Annotated in this window: 16 protein-coding genes and 1 pseudogene; 10 read left to right on the top strand and 7 right to left on the bottom strand. The window is 66.7% G+C overall.

All coding sequences use genetic code 11. The features are described from left to right. The first annotated feature begins 151 nt into the window (after positions 1-151). Positions 152-1,486 (top strand): Nramp family divalent metal transporter, encoded by a 1,335-nt coding sequence (locus DW352_RS06855; protein WP_115694273.1) that lies wholly within the window; start codon positions 152-154, stop codon positions 1,484-1,486. A 3-nt stretch (positions 1,487-1,489) separates the two neighbouring features. Here DW352_RS06855 and DW352_RS06850 read toward each other — a convergent pair whose 3' ends face one another. Together DW352_RS06850 and DW352_RS06845 are read right to left on the bottom strand one after the other, a co-directional pair. Continuing rightward, complete coding sequence (locus DW352_RS06850; RefSeq protein WP_115689736.1) at positions 1,490-2,239, bottom strand: arginyltransferase; 750 nt, start codon at positions 2,237-2,239, stop codon at positions 1,490-1,492. 106 nt (positions 2,240-2,345) lie between these two features. Then, positions 2,346-2,864: an RDD family protein gene (locus tag DW352_RS06845; protein WP_115689735.1), complete on the bottom strand. Its 519-nt coding sequence runs from the start codon at positions 2,862-2,864 to the stop codon at positions 2,346-2,348. 122 nt (positions 2,865-2,986) lie between these two features. On the opposite strand from DW352_RS06845, the gene DW352_RS06840 reads away from it, so the two are divergent. Both DW352_RS06840 and DW352_RS06835 read left to right on the top strand, forming a co-directional pair. Continuing rightward, positions 2,987-4,213 carry a threonine ammonia-lyase gene (locus tag DW352_RS06840; protein WP_210209940.1) on the top strand — a complete coding sequence of 409 codons (1,227 nt, stop codon included), beginning with the start codon at positions 2,987-2,989 and terminating at the stop codon, positions 4,211-4,213. A gap of 307 nt (positions 4,214-4,520) precedes the next feature. Then, entirely contained in the window at positions 4,521-5,312 is a 792-nt protein-coding gene (locus tag DW352_RS06835) for a phosphoadenylyl-sulfate reductase (RefSeq protein ID WP_115689734.1), read from the top strand. A 183-nt stretch (positions 5,313-5,495) separates the two neighbouring features. On the opposite strand, the gene DW352_RS06830 is transcribed toward DW352_RS06835, so the two are convergent. Then, positions 5,496-6,326 carry an FkbM family methyltransferase gene (locus tag DW352_RS06830; protein WP_115689733.1) on the bottom strand — a complete coding sequence of 277 codons (831 nt, stop codon included), beginning with the start codon at positions 6,324-6,326 and terminating at the stop codon, positions 5,496-5,498. A 234-nt stretch (positions 6,327-6,560) separates the two neighbouring features. Here DW352_RS06830 and DW352_RS06825 point away from each other — a divergent pair, with 234 nt between their 5' ends. Further along, entirely contained in the window at positions 6,561-8,429 is a 1,869-nt protein-coding gene (locus DW352_RS06825) for a tetratricopeptide repeat protein (protein ID WP_115689732.1), read from the top strand. A 112-nt stretch (positions 8,430-8,541) separates the two neighbouring features. Here the strand turns inward: DW352_RS06825 and DW352_RS06820 are convergent, their stop codons facing one another. From DW352_RS06820 to DW352_RS06810, 3 genes are all read right to left on the bottom strand, one after another. Beyond that, positions 8,542-10,848, bottom strand: a complete 2,307-nt coding sequence (locus tag DW352_RS06820; RefSeq protein ID WP_115689731.1) for a xanthine dehydrogenase family protein molybdopterin-binding subunit — start codon at positions 10,846-10,848, stop codon at positions 8,542-8,544. 149 nt (positions 10,849-10,997) lie between these two features. Next, a complete protein-coding gene (gene hemB / locus DW352_RS06815; RefSeq protein WP_115689730.1) occupies positions 10,998-12,071 on the bottom strand; it encodes a porphobilinogen synthase in 1,074 nt (357 codons plus the stop codon). Between the two features lie 242 nt (positions 12,072-12,313). Beyond that, positions 12,314-13,855, bottom strand: a complete 1,542-nt coding sequence (locus tag DW352_RS06810) for an FAD-dependent oxidoreductase (protein ID WP_115694271.1) — start codon at positions 13,853-13,855, stop codon at positions 12,314-12,316. 105 nt (positions 13,856-13,960) lie between these two features. Here DW352_RS06810 and DW352_RS06805 point away from each other — a divergent pair, with 105 nt between their 5' ends. The 5 genes from DW352_RS06805 (at position 13,961) to ldtR (ending at position 18,571) form a co-directional block, all read left to right on the top strand. Further along, positions 13,961-15,100 carry an acyl-CoA dehydrogenase family protein gene (locus tag DW352_RS06805; RefSeq protein ID WP_115689729.1) on the top strand — a complete coding sequence of 380 codons (1,140 nt, stop codon included), beginning with the start codon at positions 13,961-13,963 and terminating at the stop codon, positions 15,098-15,100. Positions 15,101-15,318: 218 nt separating this feature from the next. Next, complete coding sequence (locus DW352_RS06800) at positions 15,319-16,374, top strand: enoyl-CoA hydratase/isomerase family protein (protein ID WP_115689728.1); 1,056 nt, start codon at positions 15,319-15,321, stop codon at positions 16,372-16,374. Further along, positions 16,371-16,814 carry a DUF6163 family protein gene (locus tag DW352_RS06795; protein WP_245434348.1) on the top strand — a complete coding sequence of 148 codons (444 nt, stop codon included), beginning with the start codon at positions 16,371-16,373 and terminating at the stop codon, positions 16,812-16,814. Before DW352_RS06800 ends, DW352_RS06795 begins: the two co-directional genes overlap by 4 nt. Positions 16,815-16,844: 30 nt before the next feature. Further along, positions 16,845-17,729 (top strand): 3-hydroxyisobutyrate dehydrogenase, encoded by an 885-nt coding sequence (gene mmsB, locus DW352_RS06790; protein ID WP_115689726.1) that lies wholly within the window; start codon positions 16,845-16,847, stop codon positions 17,727-17,729. A gap of 329 nt (positions 17,730-18,058) precedes the next feature. Continuing rightward, positions 18,059-18,571: a transcriptional regulator LdtR gene (gene ldtR / locus DW352_RS06785; RefSeq protein ID WP_115689725.1), complete on the top strand. Its 513-nt coding sequence runs from the start codon at positions 18,059-18,061 to the stop codon at positions 18,569-18,571. A 139-nt stretch (positions 18,572-18,710) separates the two neighbouring features. Here the strand turns inward: ldtR and DW352_RS06780 are convergent, their stop codons facing one another. Beyond that, a complete protein-coding gene (locus DW352_RS06780; protein ID WP_115689724.1) occupies positions 18,711-19,010 on the bottom strand; it encodes a hypothetical protein in 300 nt (99 codons plus the stop codon). A 193-nt stretch (positions 19,011-19,203) separates the two neighbouring features. On the opposite strand from DW352_RS06780, the pseudogene DW352_RS06775 reads away from it, so the two are divergent. After that, positions 19,204-19,296 (top strand): annotated as a pseudogene (locus DW352_RS06775) (MarR family transcriptional regulator); the annotation flags it as partial. Positions 19,297-19,322 lie beyond the last annotated feature (26 nt).

The raw sequence follows: 19,322 nt of genomic DNA, 5'->3' as shown, positions 1-19,322 counted from the left end.
CACGGTTGGCCCCAGGCCGCTTGACGGTTCCCGTCGGCACTGCCAGATTTCTTTTTGCAACTAAGTTGCAACTGCAGAAAACCGATGGCGTTAAGTCTGGGCACATGCGATGACCGTTTCGAGTGAAACTGCCAAGGGTCCCTTCAATCCCATGTCCGGCAATAGCGAAACGGGCTGGCGCACGGCCTCCGGTGCCGAGCGGCCGAGCCTGTCCGAGGTGCATGCCAGCGTTGCCGTCCCGTGGCATGGCTCCTGGGTGCGCCGGCTGATTGCCTTCTCGGGGCCGGGCTACATGGTCTCGGTCGGCTATATGGACCCCGGCAACTGGGCGACCGATCTCGCCGGTGGATCGAAGTTCGGCTACACGCTGCTCGCGGTCATCATGATTTCCAATCTGATGGCCATCCTGTTGCAGGCACTGTCGGCCCGTCTCGGGATCGCCACCGGCCGCGACCTCGCCCAGGCCTGCCGCGACGCCTATCCGCGGCCGGTCGGCTTCGTGCTCTGGATCGCCTGCGAGTTGGCGATCATCGCCTGCGACCTCGCGGAGGTGATCGGCACCGCCATTGCCTTGAACCTGCTGTTCGGCATTCCGTTGATCGGCGGCGCGCTGATCACGGCGCTCGACGCGTTTCTCGTGCTGCTGCTGATGAGCAAAGGCTTCCGTTTCCTCGAGGCCTTCATCGTCGCGCTGTTGATCATCATCTCCGGGTGCTTTGCCGCGCAGATCGCCATGGCGGCGCCGCCGATCGCTGCCGTGCTCGGCGGTTTCGTGCCGTCGCCGCAAATCGTCACCAACCCCGAGATGCTCTACATCGCCATCGGCATCCTCGGCGCCACGGTGATGCCGCATAACCTCTACCTGCATTCGTCGATCGTGCAGACGCGCCAGTACGAGCGGACCGACGAGGGGAAGGGGCAGGCCATCCGCTGGGCGACCGTGGACTCCACCATCGCCCTGATGCTGGCGCTGTTCGTCAACGCAGCCATTCTCATCGTCGCGGCCGCGGTCTTCCATGCGCACGGCAAGGAGGTGACGGAGATCGAGCAGGCCTATGCGTTGATGTCGCCGCTCCTCGGCGTCGGCATCGCGTCGGTGCTGTTCGCGATCGCGCTGCTCGCCTCGGGCCTGAACTCCACCGTCACGGCGACGCTCGCCGGGCAGATCGTGATGGAAGGCTTTCTGCGCATTCGCCTGCCGCATTGGATGCGGCGCCTGATCACGCGCGCCATCGCCATCGTGCCGGTGGTTATCGTGACCGCGATCTATGGCGAGAGCGGCACCGGCAAGCTGCTGATCTTCAGTCAGGTGATCCTGTCGATGCAGCTGCCCTTCGCCGTGATCCCGCTGGTCATGTTCACGACCGATGCGCGGAAGATGGGCCGCTTCGCGATCCCGCGTCCGGTCGCGGTTCTGGCGTGGATCGTCGCGGCGCTGATCGTCGTGCTGAACGTGAAGCTGCTGATCGACACGGTTTCAGGCTGAAGGCTATTTATCGACCCGCATCCAGCCCGCCGGCATCAGCCGTTCCTGCGGCAAGAAGCGGCCCTTGTAATCCATCTTGCGCGAGCCCGAGACCCAGTAGCCCAAATAGACGTAGGGCAGGCCCATCTTCAGGGCGCGCTGGATGTGATCGAGGATCATGAAGGTGCCGAGCGAGCGGTCGGCCTCGGCCGGGTCGAAGAACGAGTAGACCATCGACAGCCCGTCGCTCAGCACGTCGGTGAGCGCGACGGCGACGATCTCGCCTTGTCCGCGCCCGGTGATGCCGCTATCGGGGCCGCGCCGGCGATATTCCACCACGCGGGTGTCGACGTGGCTGTCCTCGATCATCATCGCGTAGTCGAGCACGGTCATGTCGGCCATGCCGCCGTCGCGGTGGCGCGCGTCGAGATAGCCGCGGAAGACGGAATACTGTTCGGAGGTCGGCGTCGGCGAGCGCATGTCGCCGATCAGGTCGCTGTTGCGATCGACCAGGCGCCGCATGTTGCGCGACGGCTTGAACTCGGCCGCAATCACCCGCACCGAGATGCAGGCGCGGCAGCTCTCGCAGGCCGGGCGATAGGCGATCGACTGGCTGCGGCGGAAGCCGCCATGGGTGAGCAGGTCGTTGAGCTCGCCGGCGCGCTCGCCCACCAGATGCGTGAACACCTTGCGCTCTTCCTGGCCGGGCAAATACGGGCAGGGCGAAGGCGCCGTGAGGTAGAACTGCGGTGTATCGCGCGAATGTTGGGTCACGCGTCAAACCATTTCATTGGCGGAAGGTAAGGTTCGCACAAGCGCTCCTCCCATTGCCCCACGATTCGGGTAGCATCGCGCGGTATAGTCGTGCCGTCAAAGGTCGTCATGCGGCGCCGTAACCCGGGTTCCCTGTTCTTAGCATGGCGGCCCGCTCGGAGTTGTTAATGACCACCGTGCCGAGCACGATGTCGTGGAGTAGCCGCCGCCGGTCGTTGAAGAAGGCGACCAGGAGGATGAACGGCGTCAGCGCCGAAATCGAGACCCAGAAGACGATGGCGTGCACCGCGCCGAGCACGAAATAAGCGGGCGCGCCGTACCAGGTGCGCATCTCCAGATTCATCACGCGCATGCCGATCGTCGCCGAGCGCGGGCTGCCCAAGGTCGCGCCGAAATAGATCAGCGCCCACACCACCGTGGCGGGCGGCAGCAGCCAGTAGAGCGCGAAACCGAGCCCGAGCGTGACGAGGCCGAAGGCGAAGATAAACATCGCCGCCAGCACCACGGGGATGGCGATGAGGACGAAGTCGATGACGAAGGCGACGATGCGGCGCGCCAGCACGCCCTCGAACAGTTCGGGGTTGCGGATCGGATCGTAAGCGTGCGGTTTGATATCGATCGGCATGGCACCAACCCCCTCGCGCCTGGAGCCATTAAGATAGGGCTGGAAAAGAGGCGCCGCCAGGGCGGTTGCGCACTGGCCGATGGCCCCCGCGTGCGGCATGGTGCGCCGATCTGGAGGTCCCCGTGCTGCCCGTGACGCTTGCCGATATCGAAGAAGCCCGCCGCGTTCTCAAGGACGCGGTGGTGCACACCCCCATGTTGCCGGCGCCGAAGCTGTCGGCGCTGACGGGCGCGGAGGTCTTCGTCAAATACGAAAATTTCCAGATCACCAACTCGTTCAAGGATCGCGGCGCGCTGGTCAAGCTGGCCTCGCTGAGCGCGGCCGAGCGGGCGCGCGGCGTGGTGGCCATGTCGGCCGGCAACCATGCCCAGTCCGTCGCTTATCACGCGGCGCGGCTGCATATTCCGGCGACCATCGTCATGCCGGTCACCACGCCCTTCGTGAAGCTGGCGGCGACGCGTTCCCACGGCGCCGACGTCGTCCTGCACGGCGAAACCGTCAACGAAGCGCAGGAGCGCGTCGGCGAACTGGTGCGGGAGAAGGGCTATGTCGAGGTGCACCCTTACGCCGATCCGCGCATCATCGCCGGGCAGGGCACCATCGCGCTCGAGATGCTCGAAGAGTTCGGCGAACTCGATTGCCTCGTCATCCCGATCGGCGGCGGCGGCCTGATCGGCGGCAATGCCGTCGCCGCCAAGGCCTTGCGGCCGGACATCGAGATCGTCGGCGTCGAATGCGCGCTGTATCCCTCGATGTGGAATGCGGTGCGCGGCGACAACCGGCCCGCGGGCGGATCGACCTTGGCCGAGGGCATCGCGGTCAAGAGCGTCAGCGGGCTGACCGTGTCGATCGTGCGCGAGCTCGTCGACGATCTGCTGCTCGTCGGCGAGCCCGACCTGGAGCGGGCCGTGAATGCGTACACCACCTTGCAGAAGACGGTGGCCGAAGGCGCGGGCGCGGCCGGGCTCGCCGCGCTGCTCGCTTATCCCGAGCGCTTCCGCGGCAAGCGGGTGGGGCTCATTCTTTCAGGCGCCAATATCGATCCGCGCATTCTCGCCTCCATCACCGTGCGCGAGCTCGAGCGCGAACACCGCATCGTCTCGTTCCGCCTGAGCATCCCCGACCGGCCCGGCACGCTCGGCCTCATCGCCACGCGCCTCGGCGCGCTCGGCGCCAACATCCTCGAGGTCGAACACAAGCGGCTGCTGCTCGACGTGCCGGCCAAGGGCGCCAAGCTCGACGTCACCATCGAGACGCGCGATGCCGCGCACGCCAACGAGATTTTGACGGCGCTGGCGGCCGACGGTTACCAGCCGGCGCCGATCGACGGCGGCGCGGGCATCGAGTGACGCCGGCGCGCGTTCTTTCTCCGTTTCGAGGCTGCGCGGGAATATGGTTGCTGACATCGCTTGCCTGGATGAAAGAACGATCCATGTCGGAGGATGTTATTTCCCCGCGACACGGTGAGGCGGATGCCGCTTGCGCCGTCGCGCCGATCGGCGACATGTTTGTTGCCCGCGCCTCCACGTCGCCATTTGGCATAGCCATCGCGCCAGAGCGCGCGTTGCGAGCATAGGCCTTCGCCGAAACGGCTCGGCCGGCGAATGATATTCAGCCTTTGACAGCAGGCATTTCGGTACACATGTCTGGCGTCAAATGTTTCGTGAATCGTCGCTTTCCCTTCTCGATCTGCCGCTCGTCCCATCGGACAGCGCTCATGACCTGCCGCCCGACACGGCGTCGCAGGCAAGTGCGTTGGCGCATGCAATGGCGGCGCTGTCGCCGCCGGAGCGGCTCGCTCTGCTGCGCCGTGAGCTGCCGGGGCGGCTGGTCTTCACGCACGGCTTCGGCATCGAAGGCCAGTTGCTCTTCCATTGGATCTGCACGCAGGACCTCGATATCGACGTCGTCACCATCGACACCGGGCGGCTGTTTCCCGAAACCTACGAATTGTGGAGCGCGACAGAGGCGCGTTACGGCCGCCGCATCCGCGCCATTTATCCCGACGGCGCGGCGCTCGAGCGTCTGGTCGCGCGCGACGGCGCATATGGGTTCTATGAGTCGGTCGAGGCGCGTCACGCCTGCTGCGATGTGCGCAAGGTGAAGCCTCTCGACCAGGCGCTGGCCGGCGCGCGGGCGTGGCTGACCGGCGTGCGCGCCGATCAGACCGGCACGCGTCATGCCGCGAGCCTCGCCGATGTCGACGCCAGCCGCGATCTGATCAAGGTCAATCCGCTGCTGGATTGGACGCGGGCCCGCGTCCTGGCGGAAGTCGCCGCGCACGACGTGCCGATCAACGCGCTCCACGCGCGCGGTTTCGCCTCGATCGGCTGCGAGCCCTGTACGCGCGCCATCAAGCCAGGCGAGCCCGAGCGCAATGGCCGCTGGTGGTGGGAAGCGAATGGCAGCCGCGAATGCGGCCTGCATCTGCCGCGCCGCGCGGGGTGAGGGCCACACGCCCGTTCGTCGCCGCGAAAGCGGGGACCCAGCCCCCGTAGGGTGGGCAAAGGCGCGTTAGCCCCGTGCCCACGCGGATATTTGCCAAATGCGCGAGAGTGATGCGTGCGCACGGCGTGCGCAAAAGCGCGCGCCTTTACGCACCCTACGGCCGTGCCCTCCGGGCCGGCCGCGTTACGCCGCCGAAGATTGCGTCTGCGCCGCCGCGCCGCGCGCCGCGTTCAGATGCTGCAGCGTCGGATCGCTCTCGTGCACGGCGACGATGTTGATGCCGGCATCGATCGGCTGATAACCGCGCGCGGTGAGCCAGGCGCTCAGCGCCTCGCGTCCCGTCTTGATCTGCTCGATCAGCAAAATCGGATGGCAGCGTTCGATCGTCTCGCGCGCGCCTTCCAGCGCCTCCATCTCCATGCCTTCGATGTCGAGCTTGATGAGGTCGACCCGCGGCAGCTTCATGTCGTCGAGCGCCAGCTGCTGCACCGGCACCAGCTTGCCGGAGGAATAGTCGATGGGCTGGCCGATGAATTCGTTGTCGGGGCGCTGGCGCAATTCGAGGCTGCCGAAGCTCGACGCCTTGAGGTAGTCCGGCTCCGGAATGCTCATCACGCCCGAGACCGACGACACCGCCGCGTGCATGGCGACGGCGTTGAAAGCGTTGTTGATCGCGATATTGCCGGCGAGGGCGTAATAGATGCGCTCCTGCGCTTCGATCGCGACCACCGAGCCCCAGCCGGTCATGGCCGTCGCCCATTCGACCGTGTGCACGCCGATATTGGCGCCGCAGTCGATGGCCACCGCGCCGTCGCCGAAGAAGCGCCGCCGCATTTCCAGGAGCTGCACCGCCAGTTCCACCTCGACCGGGTCGAAGCAGGCCTGCTCGAGCAGCTGATGTCCGACGCCCACGCCGATGCCGTCTTGGATGCGGTAATCGAACCGATTGATGATCATGGTCCCGTGGTTCGACGAGGCGAGCACGAACGCGAGCTTGCGTCCGACATTGCGCATGAAGGCGCTCCTTACGGCAGAAAATTGCAGAGACGCGGCGGGCACAGGGACGCGTTACGGCACGGGCGATGACAGCGCCAGCATGCGAATCGTGTGCACGAGCTTAGTCGCAGGTACATATGTCCGCCAGCGCATAAAGCTGCGCCGTTCGCGCGCTTCGGCTGGCAGAATACCGATGCCGCTCCGACGATTCGCGTATCCCGCCAGCCGCCGACGCCAACAAGCGCACCTGTCATGAACGCCGCCGCCTCGAAATTGTCGCTCGCCCTCGACCGCGCGCTGCAGGCCTATCGCGGCGGCCGACTCGCCGAAGCCGAAGAGGTCTGCCTCAAGATCGTCGCGACCAAGCGCAACTTCTTCGATGCCCTTTACGTGCTGGCGGTGGTGCAGGCGGCCGCCGGCCGGAACGAGGAGGCGGTCGCGAACTACAACAAGGCGCTCGCCGTGCAGCCCAGGCACGCCGAGGCGCTGTCGAACCGGGGCAACGCGCTGAAGGCGCTGGGCCGTTTCGACGAAGCGCTGGCGAGCTACGAGAAGGCGCTGGCGCTGCAGCCCAACTACGCGACCGGCCATTCCAATCGCGGCGCCGTGTTGTCGGACATGAAGCGGTTGCCGGAGGCGCTCGCCGCGTTCGAGCGGGCGCTCGCCCTGCAGCCAGATCACATCGAGGCCCTCTACAATCACGGCCACGTCCTGCACGGCCTCGGCCGGTTCGAGCAGGCGATCGCCAGCTACGACCGCGTGCTCGCGCTGCGGCCCGCTTTGGCCGCCGCTTATGTCAATCGCGCCAATTCGCTCAATGAGCTCAAACGTCACGCCGAGGCGCTGGCGAGTTGCGACCGCGCGCTGGCGACGCAGCCGAACTTCGTCGAGGCGCACGTCAATCGCGGCATGGCCCTCCATGCGCTCGAGCGTCACGACGACGCGATGGCGGCCTTCGATCGCGCGCTGGCGCTTGCGCCCGATTATCCCGCGGCCTGGTACAATCGCGGTGCGACGTTGCACGCGCTCCAGCGCTACGACGACGCGGTCGCGAGCTATGACCGTGCCGTCGCGCTCAAGCCGGACTACGCCGCGGCCTATTCCAACCGCGGCGCAAGCCTCTACGAGATGATGCGCTTTGACGAGGCGCTGGCGAGCTACGACCGCGCCGTCGAGGCCGATCCCGCGTTCCCCGATGCGCATTGGAACGAGGCGTCGCTGCGTCTGCTGCTGGGCGACTTGAAGCGCGGCTTCGCCGAATACGAATGGCGCTGGACCTATGAGCGTCTGGCGCCGGCCAAGCGCGACTACCCGCAGCCGCTCTGGCGTGGCGAGGATATCGCCGGCCGCACGCTGCTGCTCTACAGCGAGCAGGGCTTCGGCGATACCCTCCAGTTCTGCCGCTATGCGCCGCTGGCGGCGGCGCGGGGCGCGCGCGTCGTGCTCGAGGTCGAACCGCAGGTCGAGCGGCTGATGCGCTCGCTGCCCGGCGTGGAGGTCGTGCTCAAGGGCAGCGCGCCGTCGGCTTTCGACTTCCATTGCCCGCTGATGAGCTTGGCACACGCCTTCGGCACCGAACTCGCCACCGTGCCGGCGGATGTCCCGTATCTCAGCGCGCCGCCAGCATTGGCGGCAGCGTGGGCGGCGCGCCTGCCGCAGGACGGCCGTCGCAAGATCGGTCTGTGCTGGTCGGGCAATGCCGCGCATCTGCGCGACAAGGAGCGCTCGATCGCGTTCGAGGTGCTGGCGCCGCTGCTGGGCGCCGATGCGACCTTCGTCGTCGTGCAGAAGGATGTGCGCGACGCCGATGCGGCATTATTGGCGGCGCGCGGCGACGTGCGTCAGGTCGGCGAACTGCTCGGCGACTTCGCCGACACGGCGGCGATGCTGTCGCAGCTCGATCTGGTCATCACCGTCGATACCAGCATCGCGCATCTCGCCGGTGCGCTCGGCCGGCCGGTGTGGGTGCTGCTGCCGCGCATCCCCGATTGGCGTTGGCTGCTGAACCGCGCCGACAGTCCCTGGTATCCGACCGCGCGGCTGTTCCGCCAGGAGGACGGCGCAGGCTGGGCGCCGGTGATCGCCCGCGTGCGTGCGGCGTTGGACCAAATCGGATCGTAGCGTGCGCAAAGGTGCGCGCTTGCGCGTCGTGCGCACGTCGTCTCTGCGCGTGGGCTTCGCTGCGCTCAGCCCACCCTACGTTCGACTCCCGACCACGCCCCGGAATGACGGGTTAGCGCTGTATCGCCCGCCACACGCGCTCTGGCGTCGCCGGCATCTCGATATGCGTGACGCCGAATTCCGCAAGCGCATCGACGATGGCGTTGCTGACCGCGGGCATCGCGCCGACCGCGCCGGCTTCGCCCGCGCCCTTGACGCCGAGCGGATTGGTCGGCGTCGGCGCCGGGCAGCTCTCGACCTCCATATCGGGGAAGTCGTGCGCATGCGGCATGGCGTAGTCCTGGAACGAGGCCGTCACGAGCTGACCGGAGGCGTCGAAGTGGATGTCCTCCATCAGCACCTGGCCGGCGCCCTGAGCGATGCCGCCGTGGATCTGCCCGTGCAGCAGCTTGGGATTGAGCACGGTGCCGACGTCGTCGACGACGTTGTAGCGCACGATGTCGGTCTTGCCGGTCTCCGGATCGATCTCGACCTCGCAGATGTGGCAGCCGTTCGGATAGTTGGCGACCGGCGCGGTGTAGATCGCGTTGGCGAGAAGGCCGGGCTCCATGCCTTTGGGCACGTTCTTCGGCTCGAGCGCGGCCGCGGCCAGTTCCTTGATCGTCAGCGTGCGGTTCGTCTTGGTCGACGAGAACACGCCTTCGTCGAACTTGAGGTCCGCTTCCTCGATCTGCAGCATATGCGCGGCGATCGCCCGCGCCTTGGTGACGATCTTCTCGGTGGCGAGATGGAAGGCGGATCCCGCCAGACTCGATGAGCGCGAGCCGCCGGTGCCTTCGCCGAAGAACACTTCGTCGGTATCGCCCTGAATGTAATAGGCCTCGTTGGGATCGAGGCCGAGGCGGTCGCAGACCAGTTGCTTGAACACGGTCTCGTGGCCCTGGCCCTGGCTGTTGGAGCCTGAGAACAGCGTCGCCGTGCCGGACTTGTCGATGCGCACCTCGGCGCCTTCGAGGCTGGCCGCGCCGGCGCGCTCGATGGTGTAGGAGAGGCCGAGGCCGCGCAGCTTGCCGCGCTTCTGCGCCTCCGCCTTGCGCGCGGCAAAGCCCTTCACGTCGGCCATCTCGACCGCCATGTCGGTGGCCTTTTCGAAATCGCCGCTGTCATAGGTGAAGGTGAGGGCGGTCTTGTAGGGCATGGCGCTCGGCGTGATGAAATTGCGCTTGCGCAGCTCGACGCCGTCGATGCCGAGTTGGCGCGCGGCGAGATCGACCATGCGCTCGATGACGAAGGCGGCTTCGGGCCGGCCGTTGCCGCGATAGGGCCTTACCGGATTGGTGTGCGTGTAGACGGCGGTGATGTCGACGTGGATCGCCGGCGTGCGATAGACGCCGGCCAATGTCCCGGCATTGAGCACGAAGGCCGGCGTCGCGGTCTGCAGATAGGCGCCGATCGCGGCGATGGTCTGCACGCGCAGTCCGAGGAACATGCCGTCTTTGTCGAGCGCGAGCTCGGCCGTCGTGATGTTGTCGCGCGCCTGCGCGTCGGACAGGAATGCTTCCGTGCGCGTCGAAATCCACTTCACCGGCCGGCCGGTGAGCTTCGAGGCCAGCAGCACCAGCGGCGTCTCGTTAAAGATCGGCGACTTCATGCCGAACGAGCCGCCGGTATCGCCGGTGACGATGCGGATCTTGCTCTCCGGCACGCGCATCACCTGGGCGAGCTCGGTGCGCGTCGGATGCGGCCGCTGCATCGGGCCGTAGAAGGTGTAGCGCCCGTCCGCGGCATTGTAGTGGCCCGCCGCGCCGCGCGGCTCCATCGTCGCGGCGGTGACGCGGTTGATCACGAACTCGCCTTTGACGACATGCGCAGCGTTGGCGAAGGCGGCATCGGTCGCGGCCTTGTCGCCGATCAGCTCGACGAAGCAGATGTTATCGGGCGCATCCGCCCACACCTTCGGCGTGCCGGGCTTGGGCGCCTCGGCGGTGGAGACAACCGCGGGCAGCTCGTCATAGTCGACGACGACCATCTCGGCCGCGTCCTGCGCCTGCGCGACGGTCTCGGCGACCACGAAAGCGACGGCGTCGCCGACCCAGCGCACATGCGTCTCGGCAAGGATCGGATAACGCGGCTTGTACATCGGCGTGCCGTCGCGCCGCTTGAGGCCGCCGGGCACGGGAATGTCGGCAAGGCCCGCGGCTTTGATATCGGCGGCGGTCAGCACGGCCAGCACGCCCGGCGCGGCCTTGGCGGCCGTGGTGTCGATGCCGACGATCTTGGCGTGCGCATGCTGGGCGCGCACGACGACACCGTGCGCCATGCCCGGCAGCTTGAGATCGTCGATGTAACGCCCGCCGCCTCGGAGCAGGCGGGGATCCTCGAAACGCGATACGCCCTGACCGACGGCGAACTCACCCATGGTACGTTTCCAATGTTTATGTGGAGTGATCTATCAGCCGTTCGTCCCCGCGAAAGCGGGGACCCAGGGCAATTTGTAATGGTGAAGCTTTTTGACTCTGGGTTCCCGCTTACGCGGGAACGAACGGAGATTGGGCAGGCGGCCCATTCCTACGATTGATGTTTCAATTTCTCCGCCACGCGCGGGGCGAAGTAGGTGAGCACGCCGTCGCAGCCGGCGCGCTTGAAGCCGATGATGCTCTCCATCATCGCGCGTTCGCCGTCGAGCCAGCCGTTCTGCACCGCCGCCATGATCATGGCGTATTCGCCGGACACCTGATAGGCGAAGGTCGGCATGCCGAACGTCTCCTTCACCCGGCGCACGATGTCGAGATAGGGCATGCCGGGCTTGACCATGATCATGTCGGCGCCCTCGGCGATGTCGAGCGCGACCTCGCGCAATGCCTCGTCGGAGTTGCCCGGGTCCATCTGATAGGTGCGCTTGTCGCCGCTGAGCGTCTTGGCCGAGCCGACAGCGTCGCGGAACGGACCGTAGAACGCCGACGCGTATTTCGCCGCATAGGCCATGATCGAAACGTCGAGGAAGCCGGCATGGTCGAGCGCCTTGCGGATCGCGCCGACGCGGCCGTCCATCATGTCCGACGGCGCGATGATGTCGCAGCCGGCCTCGGCCTGCACCAGCGCCTGCCTGACCAGCACGGCGACGCTCTCGTCGTTGAGGATGACGCCGTCCTTGATCAGCCCGTCATGGCCGTGGCTGGTGAAGGGATCGAGCGCGACGTCACAGAGCACGCCGATGTCCGGCGCCTCTTTCTTGATGGCGCGGATGGCGCGGCAGACGAGATTGTCCGCGTTGAGCGCTTCGCTGCCTGTCTCGTCGCGCAGGGACGGGTTGGTGTAGGGGAACAGCGCGATGCAGGGGATGTTGAGCGCGGCGGCGCGCGCGGCCTCGCGCGCGATCAGGTCGACGGACAGTCGCTCGACGCCCGGCATCGAGGCGACCGGCTGGCGCGCATTGTCGCCATCCATCACGAACATCGGCCAGATCAGATCGTCGGTGGTGACGACGTTCTCGCGCACCATGCGCCGCGTCCAGTCGGCGCGCCGGTTGCGCCGCATGCGCACCGTGAGATCGAGGGCGGGGGTCTGTGCGTCGCGGGCCTCCGGTTCGATCGGCGTGAAACCGATCGAGCGCTGCAAGGGCCGGCCGAATTTGATTGCCATGGGATTGTCTCCTGGCGCCGTTTTAGCGGGTTGGGGCGCCCGGCGCTACCGGGGGAGACCCGACGCCGCCGCTTAGCTGACCAATGTATAGTGCAGTCATTCCGGGGCGCGAGCACAGCTCGCGAACCCGGAATCCAGCCACATTGATTTGCGTCGGGCCGCTGGATTCCGGATCGCCGCCATAGCGCGTCGAAGACGCGCGTGAACGCGCTTATGGCGGCGTCCGGAATGACGGAAGCGGCTTACCCGGTCTGCGGCGTTGTCATTGCCGCGCGCAGCTCCATCTCGGCGTCGGCTTCGAGGCTGTCGCGATCGCGGTAGATCGAGGCGACCGCCAGGATGCGGCCGTCCTTGCGGTAGCGCACCAGACAGTCGCGCTGCATCACGTCGCCGTCGATCTCGATCTTGTCCCATTTCTCGGCGTGGCCGACATAGTTGATCGGCACGTCGTAATGCTGGCTCCAGAAGAAGGGCACGGCGCGGAACGGCGCCGGCTGGCCGAGCATGTTGAGCGCGGCGATCTGCCCCTGGCGCTCGGCCACCACCCAGTGCTCGACGCGGATGCGCTCGCCGCTGATCGGATCGGGCCAGCGCGCGATGTCGCCGGCGGCATAGATGCCGGCAGCGCTGGTTTGCAGGTGTTCGTCGACGCTCACGCCACGGTCGACGGCGAGGCCGGCCTTTTCGGCCAAGGCAAGCCGCGGCCGCACGCCGATGCCGACCACGACCAGGTCGGCCGGCAGCGGGCTGCCGGCCTTGAGCGTCACCTTGTCGCCATCGATGGCGGTGACGCCGTTCTCGAGATGGAAGATGACGCCATGCTCTTCGTGCAAGGCGCGCACGAAGTCGCCAAGCTCCGGCCCGAACACGCGCTCGAGCGGGCGCTTGTCGGGCGCGACGACATGCACCTCGATATCGCGGGCGCGCAGGGCGGCCGCCGCCTCGAGGCCGATGAAACTCGCGCCGATGACCACGGCGCGTGTCGCGCTCTTGGCCTTGTCGACGATCGCGCGGCTGTCGTCGAACGAGCGCAGCAGATGCACATGCGGCAGATCGGCGCCGGGAATTTGCAGACGCACCGGCTCGGCGCCGGTCGCCAGCAGCAGTTTGTCGAACGACACCGTCGTACCGTCGCCGAGCGTCACGGTGCGCGCGGCGGGATCGAGCGCGGTCGCCTCGGTCTTCAGCTTCAAGGTGATCTTGTTCTCGGCGTACCATTCGTCGGGCCGCAGCGGCACCCAGTCGTCCGGCGCGCTGCCGGCGAGATAATCCTTCGACAGGTTCGGCCGGTCGACCGGCGCGACGTCGTCGTTGGAGATCATGGTGATGGCGCCGGCAAAGCCGCGCCGCCGCATCATCTCCGCCGCGGCAAAGGCCGCCGCGCCGCCGCCGACGATGACGAAGTGCTCGGCCGGCGTGCCGATCGTTTTCGGCGGCGGAACCTTCTTGCGCGCGCCGACCGTGATGCGGCCGTCGCGTTCCTCCACCTGCCAGCAGGGCAGCGGGCTGAGCGCCGGGGCGGCGAGGGCCTCGCCGCTGCGCAGATCGAAGCAGGCGTGGTGCCAGGGGCAGCGGATGGTGTCGCCGACGGCGAGGCCTTCGGCCAGCGGACCATGATAATGCGTGCATTCGGCGCCGACGGCCGACACGCCGCCACTGTGCCGCACCAGGATGACGGCCTCGTCGCCGACGTGGCCCTTGAGAATGGCGCCTTCGGCGAGAGCGGCCGAGGCAACGCCCTGCGCGAGATCCGGGCCCTTCTGGTTCGCGTCGTCCTGCGCCATCCGCGCGTCCTCCACTGCAAAATGAGCCTAACACCGATTGCCGCGCCCGGCCGGTTGCCCCGGCGGGGCTGCCCTTGCTAAGCGGGTGAGGCGAAGGGGAGTTCCATGGACTTCGACCTCACCGAAGAGCAGCACGCGTTTCAGGCGACCGCGCGGGGCTTCGCCCGCGACGAGATGATGCCCTATGTGCGTGACTGGGATGAGAACGAGACCTTCCCCGAAGCGGCGCTGCGCAAGGCGGCCGCGCTCGGCTTCGGCGGCATCTATGTGCGCGAGGATGTCGGCGGGTCGGCGCTGAACCGGCTCGACGCCGCCATCATCTTCGAGGAACTGGCGCAGGGGTGCACATCGACGGCGGCCTACATCTCCATCCACAACATGGTGGCGTGGATGATCGATGCCTACGGCAGCGAGGAACTGCGGCAGAAACATCTGCCCAAGCTCTGTTCGATGGAGAACTTCGCCAGCTATTGCCTCACCGAACCCGGCGCCGGCTCGGACGCCGCGAGCCTCACCACCAAGGCGCGTCGCGACGGCGACGTCTATGTGCTCGACGGCGCCAAGGCCTTCATCTCCGGCGGCGGCCGCTCCGACGTCTATCTCGTCATGGCGCGCACCGGCGAGGGCGGCCCCCGCGGCATCTCGTCGATCCTGGTCGAGAAGGGCACACCGGGACTTTCTTTCGGCGCGCAGGAGAAGAAGCTCGGCTGGAAGACGCAGCCGACAGCGATGGTGATGTTCGAGAACTGCCGCGTGCCGGTCTCGAACCGCGTCGGCAAGGAAGGCGAGGGCTTCAAGATCGCCATGGCCGGGCTCGACGGCGGCCGCCTCAACATCGGCGCCTGTTCGCTCGGCGGCGCGCAATTCTGCCTCGACCGCACCATCGACTACATGAAGGAGCGCAAGCAGTTCGGCACGCGGCTTGCCGACTTCCAGGCCTTGCAGTTCCGCATGGCCGATTACGCGACCGAGCTCGATGCGGCGCGCTTATTGTTGCACCGCGCCGCGGTCGCCGTCGGCAACAAGGAGGGCCACGCGACGCGGCTCGCCGCGCAGGCCAAGCGCCTCGCCACCGACACCGGCTTCGACGTCGTCAACGGCTGTTTGCAGATGCACGGCGGCTACGGCTATCTGCGCGATCATCCGATCGAGCGCGTGCTGCGCGACGTGCGCGTGCACCAGATCCTCGAGGGCACGAACGAGATCATGCGCCTGATCGTCTCACGCGCGATGTTGGGGAATTGAGATCTAATGGAAATGCATTTCGGTTCGGCGCTCTTCAACCCTCCCCCCGCGCAGCGGCGGGGAGGGTCGGATCGCAATCGCGTGCGATTGCGATCCGGGGCGGGGGGCGCCTTTGCTTTCGCTCATTCGCGCAATCGCAGCGCCGCTTGCCCCCCACCCCTGACCCCTCCCCACCACGCGCAAGAGCGCGCGGGGGGAGGGGAACACAAGGCGTCGCAATGACGTCCGACATCCTCTTCTCCCGCCGCGGGGCCGCGGGTCTCATCACGCTCAACCGGCCAAAGGCGCTCAATGCGCTCAACCGCGGCATGGTGCTGGCCATGCGCGCGCAGCTCGAAGCGTGGGCGAGCGACGACGCGGTCACGCGCGTGATCGTCACCGGCGCCGGCGAGCGCGCCTTCTGCGCCGGCGGCGATATCCGCGCGCTCTACGATCTCGGCCAGGCTGGGCGCCACGCCGACGCACTCAAATTCTGGGCCGACGAATATCCGCTCAACACGCTGATCAAGAATTACCGCAAGCCCTACATCGCGCTGATCGACGGCATTGCCATGGGCGGCGGCATCGGCGTGTCGGTGCACGGCTCGCACCGCGTCGCCGGCGATCGCTGCTCCTTCGCCATGCCGGAGGTGGGCATCGGCTTCTTCCCGGATGTCGGCGCCACCTGGTTCCTGCCGCGCATGCCCGGCGAGACCGGCGCCTATTGCGCGCTGACCGGCGAGCGCTTCAACGCCGCCGACGGCGTCGCCTGCGGGCTGGCGACGCATCGCGTCCCCTCCGAGCGCTTCCCGAAGCTGATCGAGGCCCTGACCGGCACGGTCTCGGTCGATGCCGTGCTCGGCGCCTTCGCCGAGCCGGCGGGCGAGGGGCCCGTCGTGACGCACAAGGCGGCGATCGACCGGCTGTTCAAAGGCGACACGGTGGAGGGCATACTCGCCGCGCTCGACCGGGAGGCGCAATCCACAGGCGCGGACGCCGCATGGGCGGCCAAGACGGCCGCCACCATACGGACCAAATCGCCGACCAGTTTGAAACTCGCTTTGGCGCAGGTGCGCCGCGGCGCGACTTATGATTTCGTCACCTGCATGCGCACCGAATTCCGCATCGTGTCGCGCATCATCCACGATGAAGACTTCTACGAAGGTGTTCGCGCGGTGCTGGTCGACAAGGACAATACCCCGCGCTGGAGCCCGGCCTCGCTCGCCGACGTGAGCGACGCCGAGATCGAGCGTCATTTCGCCGCCCTGCCCGAAGGAGATCTTCCCCTGTCATGATCGATCGCGTCGAAACCGACGACCTGCGCAACCTCGAACCCGTGCACGAGCACGAGGACGAGGGACCCGGCCGCTGGACCAAGCGGCTGGTGCTGTTCCTGCGCGTGATGGCCGGCCTCGCCATGCTCAAGGGCCTGTATCACTGGTCGCGCGTCGTCGGCATCGGCGTCGGCGAGGACCTGTTCGAATATCATTCGATCGCCTGGCAGACGGCGACCATCTTCTTTGCCGTGATCGATCTCGTCGCCGCGGTCGGCCTGTGGCTCGCCGCCGCTTGGGGCGCGGTGATCTGGCTGATGTCGATCGCCTCCATGCTCGCCGTGGAAATATTTTTCCCGCAGGTGTTCGGCGGCGGTCTGGTGACCGGCTTTCTGGAATTCGCGCTGCTCGCGATTTATCTGTTGCTTGCCGTCAAGGCGGCGCAGGAAGCGCCGCCGTGATCAGAACATAACCAACAGGAGAGGGACGTCATGGCGCGCATCGGTTTCATCGGCTTGGGCAATATGGGGCTGCCGATGGCGCAGAACCTCATCAAGGCCGGCCACCAGGTCGAAGGCGTCGACGTCAATCCGGCTTCGGTCGAGAAGCTCAAAGCCGCGGGCGGCACCGGCGTCGAAACCGCGAAGGTCGCCGCGGCGCGCGCCGACGTCGTCATCACCATGCTGCCCTCCGGCAAGGAGGTGCGCGACATCTATCTCGGCGTGAACGGCATCGTCGAGAACGCCAATCCCGGCACCTTGCTGATCGACTGCTCCACCATCGACGTCGAGACTGCGCGCGCGGTCGCGCGCGAAGCCGAGACGCACGACCTGTTGATGATCGACGCGCCGGTGTCCGGCGGCGTCGGCGGCGCCAGCGGCGGCACGCTCACCTTCATGGTCGGCGGTCCGACGCAGGCATTCGTGCGCGCGCAATCGATCCTGGAGAAGATGGGCAAGACCATCGTGCATGCCGGCGGGGCAGGGAACGGCCAGGCGGCGAAGATCTGCAACAACATGATCCTCGGCATCTCGATGATCGCGGTGTCGGAAGCCTTCGTGCTCGCCGAGAAGCTCGGCCTCGAACATCAGAAGCTGTTCGACATCGCGTCGAAGTCGTCGGGCCAGTGCTGGTCGCTCACGAGCTATTGCCCGGTGCCGGGCCCGGTGCCGACATCGCCGGCGAACCGCGATTATCAGCCGGGCTTCACCGCCGCGATGATGCTGAAGGATCTCAAGCTGTCGCAGGAAGCGGCCAAGGCCGCCGGCGCGCGCACCGAGCTCGGCGCGGACGCGACGAAACTTTACTCACACTATGTTGAAAGCGGCGAGGCGGGCCGCGATTTCTCCGGGATCATAAGGTTTATGCGCGGGTAACCATCGCGTTGTTCCATGGCGCGCGGTTGCCACATTCTCCGTCGTGCCCGGGCTTGTCCCGGGCATCCACGCCTTTTCCGGAGTAAAACGGCGCTGCAAGACGCGTCACGCACGGCGCGCGACCCATCGAGGTGAATCGAATCTTTCCGCGAGCGTTTCAATTTGAGGCGAGGAACGAAGCGTTCACCGTTTCAAATAAACCTAATATTGATGCTGTTATTTAAGCCGTTTTTAGATCGTGCTGCGTAGGTTCGCGTCATGCTGGAACGAGGAAAACAGGGCCTCGTTACCGGGGACGTGAAGACAATAAATAGTAAGGGGCGTTGAACATGAAAGCCGTTGCCAAGACGGTCGAGCCCGCCGAACGTGAGGCGCGCTTTGATCACATCCGACCGCTGTATCTCGAAGCCTTGACTCTCGTCGAGCGTCTGCATCGCCGGCTGCTCGACGTGATCAAGGACGAGTTCGACCGCCGCGGTCGTTCCGACATCAACTCGGTGCAGGCGCTGCTGCTGTACAACATCGGCGACAAGGAGCTCACCGCGGGCGAGCTGCGCACGCGCGGCTACTACCTCGGCTCGAACGTGTCGTACAACTTGAAGAAGCTCGTCGAGATGGGCTTCCTCGACCATCAGCGTTCGCGCGTCGATCGCCGTTCGGTCCGCATCAAGCTGACCGACAAGGGCCGTGAAGTGCGCGACATCGTCGAGACGCTCTATCAGAAGCACGTGCGCACGGTCGAGCAGGTGGGCGGCATCACCGCCGACGAGTTCTCGACGCTCAACAAATCGCTGCATCGGCTCGAGCGCTTCTGGACCGATCAGATCCTGTATCGGCTCTAACCCTTCAACGCGTACCGGCGGAAGACTTGCCCCGGCTGCTCTCGGAGCGGCCGGGGTTTTGTCGTTGGCAAGGACGCCGGTCGCCGCGCTGGCCGTTGATATCGACGGGGCGGCCGGATCGGCCCGACAGCCCCGGGCCTCAATGCTGCGCCGGCCGCGTATCGCCGAAGCTGCGCTCCAGCGCCAGCGCTTCCTCGATATCGGCGCAGGGCACGGCGGTGGTCGTGTAGCGCGCCAGTTCCTCGTCCGAGGCGCCCGGCACCAGCGGCTTGCCCTTGATCAGATAGGTGTCGAAGCCGCGCGGCGTCCCATCCGGGTAGAGCGCGAACACGATCTCGTGCGACTCGATGGCCTCGCGCAGCGCCTCGGCGGGCGCCGGCGCGGCGGCGAAGCGGGCGAGGTTGTCCCGCGCCATTTCCAGAAGTTCGGCATTGGTCATGACGCTCCCATACGTCAGATCGCCGGCGAAGGCGAGTTGGCGGTGATGCGGGGGGGATGCGGTGAGGCGTCGGTGGGGTGGGAATGCGGGGGCGATGCGGTGAAGCGTCGGTGAGGGTGATGAGGCGGCGATGATGCGTTGGTGATGCGGCGGTGAGGCGGGGCAATCCGAGGTCTGTCTGGCGGCCTCGGCCGGCGACATCAGCGGCGACGTGTTCGCGGCGCTCAACAAATCGCGACACCGGCTCGCGCGGTTGTGGACAGACCAGATTCTTTATCGCCTCTAACCCATCAACGCGTACCGGCGGAAGAC

Source organism: Pseudolabrys taiwanensis (genome assembly GCF_003367395.1).
Lineage (GTDB): Bacteria > Pseudomonadota > Alphaproteobacteria > Rhizobiales > Xanthobacteraceae > Pseudolabrys > Pseudolabrys taiwanensis.
This window is presented reverse-complemented; position numbering and strand designations above follow the sequence as displayed.